Source organism: Puia sp. P3, assembly GCF_050632245.1.
GTDB lineage: Bacteria > Bacteroidota > Bacteroidia > Chitinophagales > Chitinophagaceae > Puia.
Genome location: NZ_CP192583.1, coordinates 6,606,418 through 6,626,602 on the forward strand (window position 1 = coordinate 6,606,418; position 20,185 = coordinate 6,626,602).

Below are 20,185 nucleotides of genomic sequence, written 5' to 3' on the forward strand. Positions count from 1 at the left end.
TAATGGTACGAACAGCTCTGAAAAGGCCCATAACGATCATCGTTCTCTTCATGGGGCTCCTGTTGTTCTCAGTAATGGCGATCCGCACCATACCGATCGATATATTCCCCAAACTGAACGCGCCCACGATCTATGTGATCGAACAGTACGGGGTATGTCGGCGCAGCAGATGGAAGGCTTTTTCGCCACGCGTATGCAGGATCAATTCCTTTATGTCAACGGGATAAAGAACATCGAGAGTAAAAATATACAGGGTCTGACCCTCATCAAACTTAGCTTCTACGAAGGTACGGACATGGCGGAAGCCTCGGCGCAGGTGGCGCTGCAGGTGAACAGGACGATGGCCTTCTTCCCGCCGGGGGCGCTGCCTCCGCAGGTGGTCCGCTTCGACGCTTCCTCGCTGCCCGTGGGCGAGCTGGTGTTCAGCAGCAGGACCAAACCGCTCAAGGATATCTTCGACCTGGCCCTCACCCGGGTCCGTCCCCTGTTCGCGACGGTACCCGGTCTCTCGGCGCCGCCGCCTTTCGGGTCGAACGCCCGGTCGGTGCTCATCAACGTCAATCCTGAAAAGCTGCGGATGTACAATCTCTCCGCCGATGAGGTGGTGGAAGCCATCGCGCACAACAATGCGATCACGCCTTCCGGGAATTTACGTATCGACAGCATGATGTATGTCACTTCGATCAATTCGCTGGAGTCGAAGGTGGAACATTTCGGGGACATCCCGGTAAAAAGCAACGGCTCGTCGTCGATATATGTACACGACGTCGCCACCGTCGCCGACGGCGCGGACATCACCGTGGACTATGCGCTCGTCAATGGAAAGCGCTCGGTCTATATACCCGTGGTCAAGACGGCAGACGCCTCCACCCGGGAGGTCGTGCAGACCCTGCGTAAGAGAATGCCCGAGATGAAAAACCTTCTCCCCGACGATATCGATATCAGCTATGAGTTCGACCAGTCGGTCTTCGTCATCAATTCTGCCAAGAGCCTGATGACGGAAGGTATTCTCGGGGCCGTTCTCACCGGGCTGATGGTGCTGCTCTTCCTCCGCGACTGGAGAAGCAGCCTGGTGGTCATCATCACCATACCCGTCGCGGTGATGAGCGCGGTATTCTTTCTGAATCTCGCCGGACAGACGATCAATATCATGACCCTCAGCGGTCTCGCGCTGGCTATCGGGATCCTTGTGGACCAGGCGACGGTGACGATCGAGAACATACACCAGCATCTTGAAATGGGTAAGGACAAAAAGCAGGCGATCCTCGACGCCTGTTCGGAGATCTCCTTCCCGCTGCTGCTGATCCTGCTGTGTATACTCGCGGTCTTCGCGCCGGCCTTTGTCATGTCGGGCGTGCCGAGAGCCATGTTCCTGCCTCTGTCGCTGTCGATCGCCTTCGCCATGATCGTGAGTTTTGTGGCGGCCCAGACGCTGGTGCCGGTCGTCTCGGTCTGGCTGCTGAAGGCGGAGATGTTCCAGTACCATCATACCGGCTTCCACGCCCACGCGGGCAATGCCCTGAACCACGGCGAAAGCGCGCAGGTCGGCCTGCACGGCGGCGAAGAGCATAACCACAAGGAAGATAACGGCTTCTTCCAGCGCATCAAGACCGGGCTGGCGTCCCGCCTCGAAAAATGGATGCCCCGCCGCAGGTTGATAGTTACCATCTATCTCGTACTCGCTTTCGGAGCAGCGGGAGCGTGTTTTGTAATCATCGGTAAGGACCTCCTGCCGAAGACCAACAACGGCCAGCTGCAGCTGCGGCTGCGCGAACCTGACGGCACCCGTCTCGAGATAACGGAGAAGGCCACCCAGGGCGTCCTCAACATCATCGACTCGACCGTCAACCATCAGGTGGCGATCACCTCCGCGTATGTGGGTCTGGTGCCCAGCAATTTCGGCACGAGCAACCTGTATATCTTCAACAGCGGCACCCACGAGTCGGTGATCCAGGTCAATCTTAGCGAGGAATTCAAGGGGAAGGTGGAAACGCTGAAAGAGACGCTGCGGAAAAATATATTGGCCCGGTATCCCGATCTCCGTCTCTCCTTCGAGCCTATCGAGCTGACGGAAAAGATCATGGCGCAGGGAGCCAGCACGCCGATCGAAGTGAGGGTGGCAGGCAAGAATATGGACAATATCGAAGCCTATGCCGGACGTCTGGTGGATGCGCTCAGGCAGGTGCCCTTTCTCAGGGACGTGCAGATCGCTCAGCCGCTGCACATGCCTACGGTCAATATCAGCGTCGACCGCAACAAGCTGGCGCTAATGGGTCTGTCGATCGACAACGTGTCCCGGAGCATTACCGACGCCACGTCCTCGAGCCGTTATACGAACAAGAACCTATGGCTCGATCAGCGGTCCGCCTATACCTATCAGAGTCAGGTGCAGATACCGGAATATATCATGAACTCGATGCAGCAGCTGCAGTCGGTGTCGCTGGTAAAAGGACAGCCCCGCCCTGTGTTGTCGGACGTTTCGACGGTCCGGATCGACACGCTGCCCGGGGAATTCGACCGCAGCGGACCGAGGCGCTATGTGACGGTGAGCGCGAATATCCACGGCAAGGACCTTGGCTCGGCTACGGCGGCGGTGGAAAAGGCGATCAGGGGACTCTGGCGCTACGCCCCCGGGTCTGATCGCGGGAAATAAAAGGGATGTCGTCGCTGTTGATAGAAACGCTCGACTCGCTGCAGACGGGGCTATTGGCAGCCATCGTCGTCATTTTGCTGCTGCTCGCGGCCAACTACCAGTCCTTCGGCCTGTCCATATCGGTGCTGGCGACGGTGCCGGCGGTGCTGCTCGGCGCTATGCTCGTGCTGCTGGCGACGGGCGCGACGCTGAACCTGCAGTCCTATATGGGTATCATCATGTCCACGGGCGTGTCTGTGGCCAATGCGATCCTGATCGTCACCAATGCCGAAAAGCTTCCGGATCGACTATCAGGACCCTTTCAAGGCCGCCATCGTGGCAGCCAGTATCCGGCTGCGCCCCATCCTTATGACCAGTCTGGCGATGATTGCCGGGATGATCCCGATGGCCAGCGGTCTCGGTGAAGCGGGTGACCAGTCCGCGCCTCTCGGCCGCGCGGTGATCGGCGGGCTTGCCGCCTCGACTTTATCAGCGCTGTTCATCGTCCTTTGGTTTATGGCTGGATACAACAAAAGAAATCTTTTAACTCAGTTTCATTATTGCCCGAAGACTCCTCTAAATAAAACTATATGAAGAAGGTTATTTTTTTATTTCGCTCACAACTGTTTTTTTCTACGGTTGTTCCGACAATAAAGCCGCGGAGACCAAAAACGCGGCGCCCGCGGCGCGGCTCCTCACTATGTGCTGGCAACTGCGCGGCAGGAGGCGGTGCGTCAGGGTCATGAAGCTACCCGCGCAGCTGGCGGCCTATCAGGAGGTCAGCATCTTTCCGAAAGTCAACGGCTATGTCAGATCGGTGCAGGTGGATATCGGCTCGCATGTACAGGCGGGCCAACTGCTGATGACGCTGGAGGCGCCCGAGCTGCAGCAGGCTACCGCCGCGGCGAAGGAAAAATACGCGAGGGCTCAGTCGGACTACGCGATCAGCAGGGACAACTTCGAACGCCTCAGGCAGGCGTCCCGTACCCCTGGCGCCATCTCTCCGATGGATCTGGCGACGGCAGGGTCGAAGACGGCAGCCGACAGCGCCCTCTGCAATTCCGAGAAAGCCAACTGGCAGATGCAGCAGACGATGATGGGGTATCTCACGGTCACCGCGCCTTTCCGCGGGGTCATCACCCAGCGCAACGTCCATCCCGGCGCGCTGGTCAGCGCGGAGGCGAAAGACATGAGGCCGATGCTCGAGCTGAAACAGATCGACCATCTCCGTCTGCAGGTAGACATCCCCGAGAGCATCGCCGCCACGCTGCGCAGCAACGACACGCTGTCGTTCTATCTGAGCGCTTTCCCCGGCAAACGAATGACCGGCCGGATCGCGCGCACGGCGATGAACATCAATATGCAGTACCGCACCGAGCGGATCGAGCTGGACGTCTACAACAAGGACGAGGCGCTTTCCCCGGGATGTACGCAGACGTCCTCTTCGACTCGAAGGGTAACCCTCACGCCCTTGCGGTACCAAAATCAGCCGTGGTGACTTCGACCGAACGCAAATACGTCATCGTCGTCCGGGACGGGAAGACCGTCCGCGAGGACGTATCGACCGGCAACGAAAGTAATGACAAGATAGAGATACTGGGCAATGTCCGGCCCGGCGAATCAGTTGTCGCAAACGCCAATGACGAGATAAAAGAAGGAACAGTTGTAAAATAGGCCTGCAGAGTGAGTCAGACTTCGTCTGACTCACTTTTATTCAAATACTCCAGAATATCTTCTTTTGTAAGGAACAACTCTTTCCGGGAATGGTCCCAGTGCTGCTTGGCTGCTATCTGTTCGGTCGTCCCCTTTCAAAATTCCAGAAACGTGCGGCGTCGGAAGAACAGTGCAGGATAGCCTCGTAGTTACCGTAGTTGGTGACATACAACGAGGCTCCGCAAACGGAACAGCTATACGAAAGTTTTTGAAGAACCTTATAGAACAGTTCGATGTGGTCAACATCCATAGTGTCAAATTAAGAGTAAAGTGAAGTTAGGTTCGATGGACTATACCTCCGGAGGGCCCCGAAGGGAGGTCACCGGAAAGCAGGACCATATCACCGCCTCGTTCACTTCATAAAACTCCGGATTACAGGAGATTAGCCAGTTCCTTTGATCGGGTGCAGGTGTAAATAAGGTATAGCCGTTTTCAGAATGGTAGCGTTTGTCAGGGGAAAAATAGCAGTCCTGCGAGAGGCCGGGCTTGCAGGAGAAAATGGCGTTGTGCGCCCTGTGTTTGGCGTTCAGTCCGACGAAAGGCTTATTCGCAAGAAAGTAAAACCTTTCGGAAAGCCGGACAGAGAAGAGCGCCAGACCAACCAGGAGCAGAATGACCTTATACGCGATTTCCTTCTTTTTATTATTTCCTGCATTCATGCCTTGGCATAAAGGTAGCCATCATTTCCGACCCCGGTACCCCTTAATGCGATTTTAATTTTAGGACAAGGGGCGGGTACGGTACCTGAATTACAACAGCTACTGACGGTTACCAGGGGATGCCGAAGCCAATATTACTCAAATTGGTGTAGGTTTGCGTCAACATGACCATTCTCGTATTTACTCTTGCGCTCTTTGTAGGCGCGCTGGCCGCGGGTCTGCTCGGGTCCCTCACCGGACTTGGCGGAGGCGTCGTGCTGATCCCCTGCTGACGCTGGTATTCAAAGTAGATATTCACTACGCGATCGGCACATCCTCTTGTCAGCGTCATCGCGACGTCGTCGGGCGCGGCCGCGGCCTATGTCCGTGAAGGCATCACCAATATCCGCCTGGGTATGTTCCTCGAACTGGCCACTACGATCGGAGCCATCTGCGGCGCCTGGCTGTCCGCCCTGGTCAGCACCTCTTTTATCGCCGTTCTCTTCGGGGTGATCCTGATACTGTCCGCCGCCATTTCCTTTTTCAAGCTCGCCGATCCCGTCAGCACGGGCGAAGGGAGTCCGCTTTCGCGCTGGCTAAAACTCAACAGCAGCTATCCCACTCCGGAAGGGGAGAAGCCATATATCGTAAAGAACGTGATCGGCGGCTTTTTCATGATGAATGTCGCGGGTATCATCTCGGGGCTGCTGGGTATTGGTTCGGGCGCGCTGAAGGTCATCGCGATGGATAACGTCATGCGCATCCCTTTCAAGGTGTCCACGACAACCAGCAATTTTATGATCGGTGTGACGGCGGCCGCCAGCGTCGGCGTTTATCTGAGCAGGGGTTATATCGACCCCGGTCTGTCGATGCCGGTGATTCTCGGCGTCCTGCTCGGCGCGTTCATGGGCTCGAGGATACTGACCACGGCGAAGACCTCCAGTCTGAAAATACTGTTCGCACTGGTGATCATCGTGCTCGCCATAGAAATGATGTACAACGGTTTTACGCATAAGATCTAGCGCTCTTACAAACAAAATATAACGCCGCATGTCCCTGCTCCGAAAAAGACCACAGATACCGACCTGGAAAAGATCATCGGGCAGCTGCTGCGTTATGGAGTGCTGCTTTCTTCGGGAATCGTGATCATCGGCGGCATGATCTATCTCTGGCGGCATGGCAGGGAGCAGCCGCAATTCCATGTATTCAAGGGCGAGCCCGAAAAGTTTCGAACGCCGGGTCCGCTATTTCGCGCGATCCTCAACGGAGAAGGACGTCCCATCATCCAGCTGGGCCTTTTCGTCCTTATCGCTACGCCCATACTCCGGATCGTCTTCTCCATCTTCGGCTATCTGCTGGAAAAAGACTGGCTCTATCTGCTGATCACATTGGTCGTTCTCGCCGTCATACTTTGGAATTTTTGAGTCCGGGCCGTGTAGAAGTAAGTGCTATCTTCGGGCATGCAATGTCCATCCTTCGCCTCTATTCTGACAGCACTGATCCTTATTTCCTTTTTGCCCGCGGCGGCGCAGCACAATCAGCGTGAACATATTCCCTACGACGACAGCATGCTGACCAGCGAAGCGGGTCCATATGCCATGCCGTACAACCGGTGGATAGATCCGGCAGGCGTGGTTGTGCGCTTTGGCGATCCGAAGCTCGAGAACCACAGTCTCGACGCCGTGATGCTGCCAGGGCAAGCTGCTGGCGGTAGAAGACCGCTATGGCATCGTCATCTTTCAGGCGGATGGAAGGCAGGTGATGGCCAGGTATAGCTTTACGGGCGACAGGAAATACGCGCAGCTGATGAGCACCTACTCGGGTATAAAAGCCGTCAGCTATAAGGGCGCCGTACATATTTTCTGGGGAGCGGGGCACGGATCGAACGCGGACTCTTATGTGATGGAGGCCGTCTGGGACGGTACGAATTTGGATTTGGTGCAGGCTATTCCTTTTCCGACGAAGGCGCCGGCTCCGATGGCTTTACCCAATGAGGTGTATGTCCGGGAAGAAGAAGGCGATCTCTATCTTTATGCAGTGCTCAACGGCTGCAACCAGCTGGCCAAGGTCAGGGTAAAAGACCAGGTCCTCATCTGGATCACGGCCACCGGAGTGGCACCCTATGGGATCACGATGGCCGGTGGTCGCCTCTTCGTCACCAACTGGGCGGGTCCCGAACCCACCGACACCGTCGGAAAGGAAACGGCCGGTGTGCCCTGGGGCGCTGCGTATACGGATCCCCGTACCGGCGCCACCGCCCGTGGCACGGTGAACGTAATAGACCCTGCCACAGGACATTTGATAAAAGAGATCGAAGTGGGTCTGCACCCCAGCGCTATTATCCATAGCCCTGACGAGCAGACCGTCTACGTCGCCAACGGGAACAGCGACTATATATCTGTTATACGCGCTGCTACGATGGAGGTAATTGACACGATAGCGGTTTCGCCGTTCGAACAGTCCAACCATTATGCGGGCAGTACGCCCTGCGCGCTTGCGATCGATTCGGGTGCGGGGCGGCTTTATGTGGCTAATGGGCTTAATAATGCGATAGCGGTGATCGGCCTACGGCCGCAGGTGAAGGCACAGGTGAAGGCGCGGTCTTCCGTCCTGGGCTTTATTCCCACGGAGGCGTGGCCTTCCGGGATCGTATGTTATCAAAATACTTTGTTCGTGACCAACCTCGAGGCCATCGGCTCGAGGGTTAAACAGGCCAACGGAGCTTATAATTCTCACTGGCAGCAGGCATCGGTCAGCTGGATACCGATACCCGACGCGCACCGGCTGGAGAACTATACTACGCGGGTACGGCAGCTCAACCTCACCTACCGCGAAGCGCTCTCGAGACAGCTGCCGCGGCCGGACGCGAAGCCGCTGCCCGTGCCCGAGCGGGTCGGCGAGCCCTCGGTCTTCCGCCATGTGGTCTATATCATCAAAGAGAACAGGACCTATGACCAGGTCCTCGGCGATATGCCGGAGGGCAGGGGTGAACCTTCGTTCTGCGTGTTTGGCGACAGCGTTACCCCGAATGAACACCGGCTGGCGAAAGAGTTCCACCTGCTGGACAACTACTATGCCTCCGGCAAGAGCTCCGCCGAAGGACACCAATGGACGGACGCGGCGATGGTGACGGACTATATCGAGAGAATGGTCAGGGCCTGGTTCCGCAGCTATCCACATGCGCAATACGACGCGATGGTATACGACAAGGAAGGTTTTATCTGGAACAATGCGCTGGACCATGGAAAGACGGTTCGCATCTACGGCGAGGCCTGTACCACGACGGTAGACAAACAGTTCGACTGGACGCAGTTGTATCAGGTACACCGGATGGGGCAGTCCTTCGATGCGAAGAACCATAGTACCATTTCCCGCGTAAGGCCGATCCTTTCCGCCGAATATCCGGGTTATGACGACGCCCGTATCAACGACCAGCTACGTGCTGACGCCTTTATAAAAGAATTGAAGGCCTATGAGAACCGTCCGGGCGATAGCTGGCCGCAGCTGATGGTAATGTCCTTACCGAACGACCATACGACGGGTACGAGCCCGGGTTATCCGACGCCGCGGGCGATGGTGGCCGACAATGATCTGGCGCTTGGACGTATCGTCGAAGCCATTACGCATAGCCGTTTTTGGGCATCGACGGCGATATTCGTGACGGAAGACGACAGCCAGGCGGGCTGGGACCATATCTCCGCCTACCGGACGACGGCGTTCGTGATCAGCCCGTGGTCGAGGCTGCGCCGCACTGTTTCCACCAACTATAATCAGACCTCACTGGTACGGACAGTCGAACAGATACTTGGGATCCCGCCGATGAATGCGATGGATGGAACGGCGCTGCCGATGTTCGACTGTTTTACCGATAAGCCCGATACGACGGCCTACACTGTCATCCCGAACCGGATCCCGCTGAATGAGATGAATCATGCGCTGGCGGGGTTGAAGGGGCGTGCGCGGAAGTTTGCGAAGATGTCGATGGAGAATAAGGCCGACGAGATCGATGAGGGGATGACGACGTGTTCAATCGCATATTGTGGTGGGCGACGAAGGGATCTACGCGGTATCCGAGTGTGCCGAAGACCAGTCCTGGGCCGGTGCTGCTGCCGGGGGCAGGGGGTTCGGAGTAGGTGCGGGGTCGGGTGGACGGAGGGTCGCGCGGACGGGGGTCGCGCGGGCGGAGGGTCGCGCGGGCGGAGGGTCGCGCGGGCGGAAGGTCGCGAGGACGGGGGGTCGCGGCGGTCTGGGAGTTGCGGCGGTCTGGGAGTTGCGGGCGGGCACGGGAATCCGCACGCAGTCGTGTTCTGGCGGTTCACGCGCGGTTCACGTACCCGGGGGTGACACACCGGGGGGACGTACCGCCCGAGGTGATGCACCGGGACATTGTGATCCACCGGGATGTAGTGATGTACCGGGGCGGTGATGCTATTCCTCTTCTTCCTCTTCGAATTGGGTATATTCTTCCTGGGGCTGCTGATAGAGGCTTTCCAGCTGCTGGGCTGTTTCCTCATCCAGCTTCTTCGACGAGTTTGAAGATCGGTTCGTCGTGGTACTTGAAAAAGTCTTCTGCCTGTGGCAGGTAACTACGCAACAGCACAGTTTCTTTCGTATGAAGGATAACGGAAACGAGTTCGATATCCGAGTCAGCGTCTACCTGTATCAGGTAGTACGTATCGAGTTTTAATTCTCCGAAGCTGGCCATAGTGGTGTAATTTAGTAGTCAGTAAATTTCCGTTATTAATATTACCAGAGGGTGAATTTTTCAAAAAAGAAAACCCTACCCGTCATAACAACGAATAGGGCAACAAAAGTGTTGAAGCACTAAAGCATTATTTCTTAACCGCGTTCTTCTCTGTTTTCTTAGCAGCGGCCTTTTTGGCTGAAGCCGCGGCCTTCTTCGACTCGTGCCGATGCTTCTTGCTGATCTTCAACAGATCGCGGCTTATCAGCTTACTTACTTCTTTTACCCTGGTGGCCAGTTTCTTCTCGCCCAGTTCCTGTTTATATTCGGCCAGGGCTCCCGTCAGCTTTGTCCCCGATCTCCTTACGCACTTGTTTCTTGCTAGGCGTCGGGGCAACGACTGTTTCTTGTTGATTCATACAATAAATGTTTTTGGTAATAATATGGTAATATAAATTTAACATTAAAAGCCCTTAAAAGTGCAAAAGCCAATGTTAAGTTTTTCCTGACAGCTGCTGACATAAGGCTGTCACAAGGCCGTCGTTATTTTGGTCTATCATCAAAAACCAAACAGCATGTCAACGATCAAACCTCTTCTGAAAGAACTTGAACAGGAAGCCCTGACCACCCGCAGGATGCTGGAACGCATACCCACAGCCTATTTTACGTGGCAGCCCCACAAGAAAAGTATGACGGTGAAGCAGTTGGCCACGCATATCGCCGAGTTGCCGGGATGGGTGACGATGGCCGTGACAACGGATGGGCTCGACTTCGCCGCCAATCCTTACAAGCAGGAGGAGGTACACAATACCAATGAGTTATTGGACTACTTCGACCGTTCGCTGGTGGACGGGAGGCAGCATCTGGAAACGACCACGGAGGACATCCTGGAAGAAAACTGGACTCTCCGCAACGGAGCACAGGTACTTCAAGTTGCAACGAAAGCGGAGATCATCCGGATGACCTACTGCCAGATCGTCCACCACCGGGCTCAGCTTGGAGTCTTCCTGCGACTGCTGGATATCCCGATACCGGGGAGTTATGGACCGAGTGCGGATGAACACGGGAATTAATTGTCTGTCTCTTCCGGCTCGTCTGCCGCCAGTATCGCTTTTTTAGGAGCGCGCTGATCCGTCGTTCGGCCTCGGCGGGAGAAAAAGAGGATTCAAAATCGAGCTTAACAGGCACATCTGCATCGCACAGCCTGGAAGGGTCCTGGTTCCAGGGTCCGACACAGGCGAGGTAGAGGCTATCATCAGAATCGGCTTTGAACGTATAGAACAGAAATCTCCCTGAGTCCTTTTTTGTCTGACCCGACCGGATGGCCAGAAAGGCTACCGGCCTCCATATCATCCTCATTGACTTCCTGATACACCAGGCTTTCTCCGAATGCCTTCTGTGTCCTGAAAGCGGGTGGGAAAAGGGAGAGCCGGTCCGCGTCTTTCAGGTACCGGTAAATCCGGAGCCGTGAAGCCCGGTCGGACGCCAGCGACCGCAGTGAGGCCGCGTCGACGGTCTGCATGTTCCATAAAAGCCGGCGTACTGCCATCAGCCGGAGGTCGGCCAGTGGCCGCGAAATGGGCGCTGTCGCGCCTGCCGGCCATCAGCCTGAGCAGTCTATTTTTCATATTGTTGGTCAGCGGGGTGGCGGGTTACTTACCCGCTATAAATAAAGAGTAAGCTTGTACTGCGGAGTCACGGGTCCTGTAGTTGAGAAATTCTCCCGTAAGCTGGCTGACGTGAAAGCTGGGGAAGCGGTGGACCTCCTGAGAATGAAATCCCAGTTTGCCCAGCGAGTCTGCGTATTCGGGCGGCGCGAAAACGTAGACGGAACTGTCAAGCCGGTAACGCTTTCATGGAAACGCGTTCGACGGGCAGGGCACAGTCGAAGTCGAAGGAATAGCTGGCCGGGGCTTCCTGAAGCGTATAGACCGCCGAAGGCCTGGAAATATAGGGGAGGCCGAACATATGGTTTACAAAACGTCCGGCCTGTGTACCTGCCTGGTACTGAAGGATGGCAGGATAGAGAATAAAATTGACAAAGGAAAAAGCGAGTAATGCCATCCAGAAACTGCGCGCGATCGCCGCCTGAAGGCGCCCGCTGCGAAAGAGAACAAAAGGCAGGACACCGGCGGCCACCAGCCCGGCCATGATCAGCGGCCATGATCTGAAATGATACAACCAGCAGAGCAGGAGTAGCAGCGCCGGCAGGAGAATATTGATGACGCCCTGTATGATGACCAGCGTCCGCTGTGTCCAGCGGCGCCTCACGCCATACAGGTAGCCAGCGGCCAGAATGGAAAAGAAGGGAAATAGAATATTCAGATAGTGCGGCAGCTGGAATCTTGAAAGTGAAAATATGATGAAGCTGAAGAGCGCCGCGCCAAGACAGATATAGTCCCCGTTGACGCTTCTCCTGAACCAGCCGTCGTCTACGCTGCGCCTGCATTTCTGTACGATCGCGGCATAGAGGATCAGGGACCATGGAAGAAAGGCCCACAGCAGGGTATGAAAATAAAAGAAGGGATCCCCCGCTCCCCTGATCGGTCCCGTGTTGAAAAAGCGGCCGAACTGGCTGTCCCAGAAGAAAAAACGGATTCCGGAAACACCCGTCCTCCCGAACACGGTCTTTTCCGGATGCAGGTCAAACTGAAGGTATAAGCATATCAGCTCGGGCAGGGTAAAGACGGCCGTCAGCACAATGGCTATCCACCAGCGGATGTTCCGGAACTGGTCCCATTCCTTACCCGCGACCCAGTCGAGGATAAAGCCCGCGCCAATGGTGATCAGCACAAAGGGGCCCTTGGTCATCGCTGCGCAGCCGGCAAACAGCGAGCCGATGATCAGATGCCAGCCAGGCCTCGTGCGGGAAGCCTTGTGAAAATGGTAGACCGCGCCGATGATCAGACCGGTCAGATAGGGTTCGGCCCTGACGTCGTTGTTGGAAATGACGAGATGGGCGGCGGAGACATAGATCAGTGTGGAAAGCTGCGCCACGGGCTTACCATAGAGGGAGAAAGCTAGGCGCCAGGTGTACAGACCGCCCATGGCCCAGAACAAAAGCGCGGGAAATTTATATGCGAAGGCGTTGATGCCGAAACAGCGAAAGCTAAATGCTGCGATCCAAAACGGAAAATGGGGTTTATCGAGCCAGTCCTTACCCTCGACCCGGAGATTGACGAAGTCGCCAGTGCGTGCAATAGTTTTGGAAATTGTAGCATAGAGAGAGCCGTCGGGTTCAAGAATGGGGATCAAAAGGCCACCGGCATTGACGAGTATCGCGGGTACCAGAAGTCGTATAAACCATTTTTGCAGCCAGGCCTCCCACCCGGCATTGTATGGATCGAGCATAGCTCAAATATAATCTATATACCCGAACCGTAGTTCCGGCCTATATACCCGAACTGTACTCGCGCCGGAAGAGGGGCGGCCTGGGGTTCTGTCTCTTTTCCCAAAAAACGAACAAACGGTATGTGACCAGCCCCGTTAGGTACCCGGTGACGCCACCCACAAATACGTCGAATGGATAGTGTTTGCCTACGTATACCTGGGCATAGCAGACGGCGGCGGCCCAAAACCAGAGCCAGTGCCATTTCTTACCTGATATCGAACGGAGGGTATAAAACCAGAACGCGGCCAGACCGAAATGGTTGGCGGCGTGATTGGAAGGCATGGAATAAAGACCGCCGCAGTCGATCAGACCCCGCAGCAGCTGCTGCATCTCCGGATCGTGACAGGGACGCAGCCGGCCGAACATGGGCTTCAGGACCTGTGCAGCCAGTGAATCGGTGATCGCGAATGTCAGCAGGCTCAGCAGGATAAAAAGTACGGCCTTGTTCTTATTCTTAAAGATGATATAGCAGAACATAAAGACATATAGCGGTATCCAGGTGAGCGGATCGCGCAGCACCGGCATCACGACGTCCATTATGGAATGATCCGAGTCGTGCTGGATCAGCACGAATAGCGTTTTATCCAAATGGTCCAACCAGTCTAGCAGGGACATACGGTATTATTTTGAGCAATTTTCTCCGGCTAAGCTAGTGGGAAAATCCGGCCACCTACCCTTTCCGGGATTATCCTTCCGTTAATAAAAGAATTGTGCCATTCCGGTCGGGAATCCAGGTTGCACAACGTCATCTGATTCACTGCAAAACTAAAGCCACCTGTGGACTCCAACGGCCAACATGATGAGTTCATAATGTTAAATTAATCTTCCGGTAAACATCCCGTCATACCCCTCCGGTAACTTTGGCAAACCCATTAAAGATGAAATATCTCCTCACTTCACTGGTGGCGCTGCTGCTATATTACTCCGTTGAAGCGCAGGGCCACGCTAAGACAAAACACCTCTTCGTCATCACGATCGATGGTTTCCGCTGGCAGGAAGTTTTCAGCGGAGCGGATGCTTCCCTGGTAGCCAATGAAGAATATGTCAGGGATACCGCGCTGATGCGGAGTCTCTACTGGGACAGCAGCGCCGGGGTTCGCAGAAAGAAATTGCTGCCCTTTTTCTGGGGCACTATTGCGGAAAAAGGACGACTATATGGCAACAGAGTGTGGGGAAATAAAGTGAACGTCCGTAACTGGTATAAGATCTCCTATCCCGGTTATAACGAGATCTTCACCGGACATACCGACGCGTTCAGCAGCCCCAACCTCGCCATCAACAACAAGCACGTCAACGTACTGGAGTATCTGAACAGCAGCGATGAGTATAAGGGAAAGGTAGCCGTCTTTACGTCCTGGAATGTTTTTCCCTATATCCTCAACGAAGGCCGCAGCGGTTTTCCGGTGAATAGCGGTTATGAAAGGCTGAACGAAGGACAGGACCCGGAGGCGGGGCTTATCGATAGTGTGCAGGGGACGATGCGGCCGGGCAAGACTCGCCACGATATGCTGACCTATCTGACCGCCCTCGAATATATCCGGGAACACCACCCTTCCGTTATGTTTCTCGGCTTTGGCGAGACGGACGAATGCGCTCACTCCGGACGCTACGATCTCTACCTGCAGCAGGCCACCGATCTCGACCGCATGATCTCCGATCTCTGGTATTATGTCCAGACGGACCCTTATTATAAGGACAGCACTACTTTTTGATCACCACCGACCATGGCCGGGGCTGGAAGCCGAATAAATGGACGACACACGGGTTTTGGGCGGAGGGCTCGGGGGATGTCTGGATGGCCGTCCTGGGTCCCGGTATACGGCCGGAGGGAGAGCTGCGTTCGAGGGGTCAGGTCTACCAGAAACAGATCGCTGCTACGATCGCCAGCCTCCTGGGCGACCCCGCCGCGCCGGGACATCCGCCCGGAAAAGCCATCGGGTTCCCTGTCAGGCCGCGCCCGGCCGAGATTGCAGTTCTGCCGGCCGTTCCGGCCACGGTTGGAAGTAGTGGGGCTTTGCAGGGGAGGTAGGCCCGGGGGAGCCGGGTTCCGCCCGCAGCGGGTCGCCGGGGATGCTCCCTGTGTCGGGGGATGCTCCCCGTGTCGGGGGATGCTCCCTGTGTCGGGGGATGCTCCCTGGGTCGGGGATGCCCCCTGGATCAGGGATGGCCGAGGGGCCGGGGATAGCGGTAGACCGGGGGTTCGGGGATGGCCCGCAAGAATGTGGTCTAATAGTTCTAAATTTGCGGCAAATTTTGCTACCGCATGGGATTCAACTCTATACTACAGCTCTTTACCCCAAAGGACCGGGTTTTCTATTCTCTCTTCGAAGAGGTCGCCGACAGTGTCGGAAAAATGGGCAAGCTAATGAAGGAATTTGCTGCCGAATCCGACGCCGACAAGCGGACCTCCATCCTATCCCGGATGGAAGACCAGGAGCATATCAACGACGACCTCACTCACCGGATCTTTACCGAGCTGGGCCGCAATTTCATCACTCCGTTCGACCGTGAGGACATCCACTATCTGGCGAGCGCGCTCGACGATATCTGCGACTATATCTATGCTACGGGAAAAAGATCAATTTCTATAAGGTCAACCCCAACGATACCGGCATCCAGAAAATGGCGGACCTTATCGAACAGGGCGCAGGACAGATACAGATCGCGGTGAAGGAGTTGCGCAATATGCGGAATATGCGGAAGATAACCGATGTTCTTGTCAAGGTGAACAGTATTGAGAATCAGGCTGATGATATTTTCGATTTTAGTATCGAGCGACTTTTGAGACCGAGCCCGACGCGAAGGAAGTGATCAAGAAAAGGGAGATCTACCAGGTGATGGAGATCGTTACCGACAAGTGCGAGGACGCGGCCAACGTCATCGAATCCATCATCATCAAATACGCCTGACCCAAATACGACAGACCCGTATGCATTTCCTGGTAGTTATCATCATTCTCGCGCTCGTCTTCGACTATATCAACGGCTTTCACGACGCCGCCAATTCCATTGCCACCATCGTATCGACCAAGGTACTCACGCCTTTTCAGGCGGTACTGTGGGCGGCGGTCTTCAACTTCGCCGCCTTCTTTATTTCGCGGTACGTCATCGGAGAGTTCAAGATCGGCAATACCATCGCCAGCTCGGTGAACAAGGATTTTATCAACCTCGATGTCATCTTTGCAGGACTGGTCGCCGCCATCGCGTGGAACCTTCTGACCTGGTGGTTCGGTATCCCGTCCAGTTCCTCCCACACGCTGCTCGGGGATTCATGGGCGCGGCGCTGGCGCATGCGGGCGCACTCAGCCGCAACGGCGTCAACGTCATCAACTATGCCAAGGTGATCCCCACCTTCTTCTTTATATTTCTCGCTCCTTTTATAGGAATGGTGATCGCCTTCATCATAACGCTGATCATCCTCAACGTCTGCCGGCGCGCCAATCCGTACCGGGCCGACAACTGGTTCAGGCGCCTGCAGCTGGTGTCCTCCGCCCTGCTCAGTCTGGGGCACGGCGGCAACGACGCGCAAAAGGTGATGGGCATCATCGGCGCCGCGATGATCTGGTTTGAAAAATCGCAGGGGCATGAATTGTCATTCAGACAGTTCATCGACCACAATATGTGGTGCCGCTGGCGAGCTTTACCGCTATCGCTCTCGGCACCATGAGTGGCGGCTGGAAGATCGTAAAGACGATGGGGACGCGTATCACCAAAGTAACTCCGCTGGAAGGCGTGAGTGCGGAGACCGCCGGGGCGATCACCCTTCTGGTCAGTGAAAAGCTGGGCATCCCCGTCAGTACGACGCATACGATCACCGGGTCGATCATCGGAGTGGGCGCGACGCGTCGCCTCTCAGCCGTCAGGTGGGGCGTAACGATCAACCTCCTCTGGGCGTGGGTGCTGACCATACCGGTAAGCGCATTGCTGGCAGCCCTCGTATATTTTATCGTCAAATAATCGGGCTTTCGGAGGGGCATTTCAGCCACAATCGTTATCTTTCCGGGATTTTCTAACTTTCCTTACACGAACTAATGAAAGGAATCATTCTTGCAGGGGGATCGGGAACGCGTCTGCACCCCATTACATACGCGATCAGCAAGCAGATCATGCCGGTCTATGACAAACCAATGGTCTACTACCCTTTGTCCACTCTGATGCTGGCGGGTATCAGAGAGATACTCATCATTTCGACTCCGCACGATCTGCCTCTCTTCAAAAAACTATTCGGAGACGGGTCGCAGCTGGGTCTCAGTTTTTCCTACGCGGAGCAGCCCCTGCCCAATGGTCTGGCGCAGGCCTTTGTCATCGGCGAGGAGTTCGTCGGCAAGGACTCTGTGGCACTCGTTCTCGGGGACAATATATTTTACGGCGCGGGTCTCGGAAAGCAACTCGCGAAGAACGCCAATCCCGACGGGGGTATCGTCTATGCCTATCAGGTAAGCGATCCCGAGCGATACGGGGTCATCGAATTCGACCAGGACAACAAGGCCGTTTCGATCGAGGAAAAACCGGCCAAACCCAAGAGTAACTATGCCGTGCCGGGTCTCTATTTTTACGACAACAATGTCGTCCCCATCGCCAAAAACCTAAAACCTTCGGCCAGAGGAGAATACGAGATTACCGACGTCAACAGGGAATATCTCCGGCAGGGCAGGCTGCAGGTGTCGATCCTCGACCGGGGCACGGCCTGGCTGGACACCGGCACCTTCGACTCGCTGATGCAGGCTTCGCAGTTCGTACAGGTCATCGAACAACGGCAGGGGATCAAGATCGCCTGTATCGAAGAGATCGCCTGGCGAAAGGGATTCATCGGAAAAGAGCAGCTGGAAAAAATAGCACAACCTTTGCTAAAAAGCGGGTATGGGCAGTATCTTATCAATCTCATTCAATAATAACTAAACGCGGGCCCAGGTCCGCATTCTTTTTATGTCAAAGATTCTTGTAACCGGAGGCTGCGGCTATATAGGCTCACACACGATAGTGGACCTCATCTCCAACGGATTCGAGGTCATCTGTGTGGACAACAACGTGCGCAGTTCACCCCGGGTCCTCGAAGGAGTAGAAAAGATCACCGGAAAAAAGGTCAAGAACTATAAGGTCGATCTGTGCAACTACGACGATACCTTCGCCATCTTTCAGGAGAATGAGGATATCGAGGGTATCATTCATTTTGCAGCTTATAAGGCGGTGGGAGAGTCGGTCGAACACCCTCTGATGTATTTCGAGAACAACCTCATGTCGCTGATCAACCTGCTGAAATGCGTACAGGAATTCGACATCCCTAATTTCGTCTTCTCATCTTCGTGTACGGTCTATGGCAATCCGGACGAGATCCCGGTGACAGAACAGACTCCTCCCAAGCCGGCTGTTTCACCCTATGGCTATACCAAGCAAATGGGGGAACAGATCATCAACGAATTCTCGAAGGCGTCGAATACCAGGTGCATTCTGCTGCGTTATTTCAATCCGGTGGGTGCGCATCCGAGCATCCTTATCGGCGAAATGCCGATCGGCAGCCCGGCCAATCTGGTGCCTGCGATCACGCAGACGGCGATCGGGAAGATCCCGCAAATGACAGTTTTTGGCGATGACTATCCCACGCGTGACGGGTCCTGTCTGAGGGATTTCATTCATGTCAGCGATATTGCGCACGCACACACTCTGGCGATACAGTATATGCTGGCGGGGAAGATCACGAAGAACGCCGAAGTTTATAATCTCGGGACGGGCAACGGAGTCACGGTACTGGAGGCGATCAGGGCCTTCGAAAAGGTCAGTGGTGTCAAGCTGAACTACGTCATCGGACCGCGCCGGCACGGGGACGTCATTGCCATCTATGCCAACAACGACCTGGCAAAAGACAAGCTGGGCTGGGTAACGATTTACGGCCTGGAAGACATGTTGTCCACGGCCTGGAAATGGGAGCAAAAGCTGAAAGCAGACGCAAAATTCTACAACGGCAAGTTCTCGGAGTTCAACTAAAAAATCCTTACTTTGTACCGCCAAAACCAGGGATTCGCGTCTCTGTAATCCATTTTAATCACATTCAAAGTTTTGAAGTAATGCTAAAAGATATTCAAGTAACTGGCCAGAAAGATACACGCAGCGGATTTGGAGATGGAATCGCAGAAGCAGCCCGGAAGAACCCGAACATCGTAGCCCTCACTGCCGACCTCGCCGGCTCGATGAAACTCAACACTTTTATCAAAGAATTCCCCGAGCGTTTTGTCCAGTGCGGTATTGCCGAAGCCAATATGATCGGCATCGCGGCCGGTCTGACTATCGGCGGCAAGATCCCATTTACGACGACTTTCGCCAACTTCTCCACGGGTCGCGTCTATGACCAGATCCGTCAGTCGGTCGCCTACTCGGGCAAGAACGTAAAGATATGCGCATCCCACGCCGGCGTAACTTTAGGTGAAGACGGCGCGACACATCAAATACTCGAAGATATCGGTCTGATGAAAATGCTTCCGGGGATGACGGTTATCGTGCCCTGCGACTATGCACAGACCAAGGCCGCAACGATGGCTGTCGCCGACTATGTCGGCCCTGTCTACCTCCGATTTGGTCGGCCGGTATGGCCCATCTTTACCGACGGCATGCCATTTGAGATCGGTAAGGCACAGGTCTTCTCCGAGGGTACTGACGTGTCGATCTTTGCCTGCGGTCACCTCGTATGGAAGGCCATCGAAGCTGCGAAGGCCCTCCAGGAGAAAGGCATTTCTGCAGAAGTGATCAACATACACACGATAAAACCGCTGGATACTGCGGCGATCATTAAGTCGGTTGCGAAGACCGGCTGCGCTGTAACGGCCGAAGAGCACAATATCATCGGAGGCCTTGGCGACGCCGTTGCACAGACCGTAGCCCGCAACACCCCGATACCGATCGAATACGTAGGCACATACGATACCTTCGGTGAGAGCGGTACTCCAACCGAACTGATGAAGAAATACGGACTGGATACGCCAATATCGTCGCTGCAGCCGAAAAGGTTATTGCTAGAAAAAACAAATAAATGGGGTGACCATCCAAGATACCGAACTGCTTCTGCAATTCCGGGATCCTGCGACCAAAGAAAAGGCCTTTACTGCTATTATTAAAAAATACCAGGAGAAGCTCGTA

Annotated in this window: 26 protein-coding genes and 1 pseudogene; 19 read left to right on the forward strand and 8 right to left on the reverse strand. The window is 55.1% G+C overall.

Annotated features, from left to right (window positions below; genetic code table 11):
* Positions 1–2: 2 nt before the first annotated feature.
* The 6 genes from ACQ86N_RS41630 to ACQ86N_RS41655 all read left to right on the forward strand — a co-directional run bounded on the left by ACQ86N_RS41630 (position 3) and on the right by ACQ86N_RS41655 (position 4,306).
* Positions 3–227: an efflux RND transporter permease subunit gene (locus ACQ86N_RS41630; protein WP_431212189.1), complete on the forward strand. Its 225-nt coding sequence runs from the start codon at positions 3–5 to the stop codon at positions 225–227.
* A complete protein-coding gene (locus ACQ86N_RS41635) occupies positions 194–2,653 on the forward strand; it encodes an efflux RND transporter permease subunit (protein ID WP_431212190.1) in 2,460 nt (819 codons plus the stop codon). Before ACQ86N_RS41630 ends, ACQ86N_RS41635 begins: the two co-directional genes overlap by 34 nt.
* Positions 2,654–2,658: 5 nt before the next feature.
* Positions 2,659–3,057 carry an efflux RND transporter permease subunit gene (locus tag ACQ86N_RS41640; protein ID WP_431212191.1) on the forward strand — a complete coding sequence of 133 codons (399 nt, stop codon included), beginning with the start codon at positions 2,659–2,661 and terminating at the stop codon, positions 3,055–3,057.
* On the forward strand, positions 3,002–3,226 hold the full coding sequence (locus ACQ86N_RS41645) for a hypothetical protein (protein WP_431212192.1): 225 nt from the start codon (positions 3,002–3,004) through the stop codon (positions 3,224–3,226). Before ACQ86N_RS41640 ends, ACQ86N_RS41645 begins: the two co-directional genes overlap by 56 nt.
* 148 nt (positions 3,227–3,374) lie before the next feature.
* Positions 3,375–4,130, forward strand: a complete 756-nt coding sequence (locus tag ACQ86N_RS41650) for an efflux RND transporter periplasmic adaptor subunit (protein ID WP_431212193.1) — start codon at positions 3,375–3,377, stop codon at positions 4,128–4,130.
* A complete protein-coding gene (locus ACQ86N_RS41655; RefSeq protein WP_431212194.1) occupies positions 4,127–4,306 on the forward strand; it encodes a hypothetical protein in 180 nt (59 codons plus the stop codon). Before ACQ86N_RS41650 ends, ACQ86N_RS41655 begins: the two co-directional genes overlap by 4 nt.
* A 112-nt stretch (positions 4,307–4,418) precedes the next feature.
* On the opposite strand, the gene ACQ86N_RS41660 is transcribed toward ACQ86N_RS41655, so the two are convergent.
* The 3 genes from ACQ86N_RS41660 to ACQ86N_RS41670 form a co-directional block, all read right to left on the reverse strand.
* A complete protein-coding gene (locus tag ACQ86N_RS41660; RefSeq protein ID WP_431212195.1) occupies positions 4,419–4,595 on the reverse strand; it encodes a hypothetical protein in 177 nt (58 codons plus the stop codon).
* 40 nt (positions 4,596–4,635) lie between these two features.
* Positions 4,636–5,004, reverse strand: coding sequence for a hypothetical protein (locus ACQ86N_RS41665; RefSeq protein ID WP_431212196.1), 369 nt, complete (start codon positions 5,002–5,004; stop codon positions 4,636–4,638).
* Positions 5,005–5,113: 109 nt separating this feature from the next.
* On the reverse strand, positions 5,114–5,335 hold the full coding sequence (locus ACQ86N_RS41670) for a hypothetical protein (RefSeq protein WP_431212197.1): 222 nt from the start codon (positions 5,333–5,335) through the stop codon (positions 5,114–5,116).
* Between the two features lie 43 nt (positions 5,336–5,378).
* On the opposite strand from ACQ86N_RS41670, the gene ACQ86N_RS41675 reads away from it, so the two are divergent.
* From ACQ86N_RS41675 to ACQ86N_RS41690, 4 genes are all read left to right on the forward strand, one after another.
* Positions 5,379–6,005: a sulfite exporter TauE/SafE family protein gene (locus ACQ86N_RS41675; RefSeq protein ID WP_431217806.1), complete on the forward strand. Its 627-nt coding sequence runs from the start codon at positions 5,379–5,381 to the stop codon at positions 6,003–6,005.
* Positions 6,006–6,092: 87 nt separating this feature from the next.
* Positions 6,093–6,407 (forward strand): DUF1634 domain-containing protein, encoded by a 315-nt coding sequence (locus tag ACQ86N_RS41680; protein WP_431217807.1) that lies wholly within the window; start codon positions 6,093–6,095, stop codon positions 6,405–6,407.
* A gap of 36 nt (positions 6,408–6,443) precedes the next feature.
* Positions 6,444–6,758 carry a hypothetical protein gene (locus ACQ86N_RS41685; RefSeq protein WP_431212198.1) on the forward strand — a complete coding sequence of 105 codons (315 nt, stop codon included), beginning with the start codon at positions 6,444–6,446 and terminating at the stop codon, positions 6,756–6,758.
* Positions 6,745–9,327: a bifunctional YncE family protein/alkaline phosphatase family protein gene (locus ACQ86N_RS41690; protein WP_431217808.1), complete on the forward strand. Its 2,583-nt coding sequence runs from the start codon at positions 6,745–6,747 to the stop codon at positions 9,325–9,327. The genes ACQ86N_RS41685 and ACQ86N_RS41690 overlap by 14 nt, the downstream gene beginning before the upstream one ends.
* A 166-nt stretch (positions 9,328–9,493) precedes the next feature.
* On the opposite strand, the gene ACQ86N_RS41695 is transcribed toward ACQ86N_RS41690, so the two are convergent.
* Entirely contained in the window at positions 9,494–9,688 is a 195-nt protein-coding gene (locus tag ACQ86N_RS41695; RefSeq protein ID WP_431212199.1) for a hypothetical protein, read from the reverse strand.
* Between the two features lie 127 nt (positions 9,689–9,815).
* Entirely contained in the window at positions 9,816–10,064 is a 249-nt protein-coding gene (locus ACQ86N_RS41700) for a hypothetical protein (protein WP_431212200.1), read from the reverse strand.
* Between the two features lie 178 nt (positions 10,065–10,242).
* On the opposite strand from ACQ86N_RS41700, the gene ACQ86N_RS41705 reads away from it, so the two are divergent.
* Positions 10,243–10,740, forward strand: coding sequence for a DinB family protein (locus ACQ86N_RS41705; protein ID WP_431212201.1), 498 nt, complete (start codon positions 10,243–10,245; stop codon positions 10,738–10,740).
* A gap of 182 nt (positions 10,741–10,922) precedes the next feature.
* Here the strand turns inward: ACQ86N_RS41705 and ACQ86N_RS41710 are convergent, their stop codons facing one another.
* The 3 genes from ACQ86N_RS41710 to ACQ86N_RS41720 all read right to left on the reverse strand — a co-directional run bounded on the left by ACQ86N_RS41710 (position 10,923) and on the right by ACQ86N_RS41720 (position 13,673).
* The gene (locus ACQ86N_RS41710; RefSeq protein ID WP_431212202.1) at positions 10,923–11,216 is read right to left on the reverse strand and encodes a hypothetical protein; all 294 of its coding nucleotides are present in this window, start codon (positions 11,214–11,216) and stop codon (positions 10,923–10,925) included.
* 287 nt (positions 11,217–11,503) lie between these two features.
* Positions 11,504–13,018: an ArnT family glycosyltransferase gene (locus ACQ86N_RS41715; RefSeq protein ID WP_431212203.1), complete on the reverse strand. Its 1,515-nt coding sequence runs from the start codon at positions 13,016–13,018 to the stop codon at positions 11,504–11,506.
* Positions 13,019–13,058: 40 nt separating this feature from the next.
* Complete coding sequence (locus tag ACQ86N_RS41720) at positions 13,059–13,673, reverse strand: phosphatase PAP2 family protein (protein WP_431212204.1); 615 nt, start codon at positions 13,671–13,673, stop codon at positions 13,059–13,061.
* A gap of 263 nt (positions 13,674–13,936) precedes the next feature.
* On the opposite strand from ACQ86N_RS41720, the gene ACQ86N_RS41725 reads away from it, so the two are divergent.
* From ACQ86N_RS41725 to ACQ86N_RS41760, 8 genes and pseudogenes are all read left to right on the forward strand, one after another.
* Positions 13,937–14,770, forward strand: a complete 834-nt coding sequence (locus tag ACQ86N_RS41725) for a hypothetical protein (protein WP_431212205.1) — start codon at positions 13,937–13,939, stop codon at positions 14,768–14,770.
* Positions 14,767–15,087 carry a hypothetical protein gene (locus ACQ86N_RS41730; RefSeq protein WP_431212206.1) on the forward strand — a complete coding sequence of 107 codons (321 nt, stop codon included), beginning with the start codon at positions 14,767–14,769 and terminating at the stop codon, positions 15,085–15,087. The genes ACQ86N_RS41725 and ACQ86N_RS41730 overlap by 4 nt, the downstream gene beginning before the upstream one ends.
* Positions 15,088–15,321: 234 nt before the next feature.
* Positions 15,322–15,729, forward strand: coding sequence for a DUF47 domain-containing protein (locus ACQ86N_RS41735; RefSeq protein WP_431212207.1), 408 nt, complete (start codon positions 15,322–15,324; stop codon positions 15,727–15,729).
* Between the two features lie 258 nt (positions 15,730–15,987).
* Positions 15,988–16,724: pseudogene (locus tag ACQ86N_RS41740) on the forward strand (inorganic phosphate transporter).
* Positions 16,721–17,014: an inorganic phosphate transporter gene (locus ACQ86N_RS41745; protein ID WP_431217809.1), complete on the forward strand. Its 294-nt coding sequence runs from the start codon at positions 16,721–16,723 to the stop codon at positions 17,012–17,014. Before ACQ86N_RS41740 ends, ACQ86N_RS41745 begins: the two are co-directional and overlap by 4 nt.
* A 74-nt stretch (positions 17,015–17,088) precedes the next feature.
* Positions 17,089–17,949 (forward strand): glucose-1-phosphate thymidylyltransferase RfbA, encoded by an 861-nt coding sequence (gene rfbA, locus ACQ86N_RS41750; RefSeq protein WP_431212208.1) that lies wholly within the window; start codon positions 17,089–17,091, stop codon positions 17,947–17,949.
* Positions 17,950–17,983: 34 nt separating this feature from the next.
* Entirely contained in the window at positions 17,984–19,039 is a 1,056-nt protein-coding gene (gene galE, locus ACQ86N_RS41755; protein WP_431212209.1) for a UDP-glucose 4-epimerase GalE, read from the forward strand.
* Between the two features lie 80 nt (positions 19,040–19,119).
* On the forward strand, positions 19,120–20,163 hold the full coding sequence (locus tag ACQ86N_RS41760; protein ID WP_431212210.1) for a transketolase family protein: 1,044 nt from the start codon (positions 19,120–19,122) through the stop codon (positions 20,161–20,163).
* The last annotated feature ends 22 nt before the right edge of the window (positions 20,164–20,185 follow it).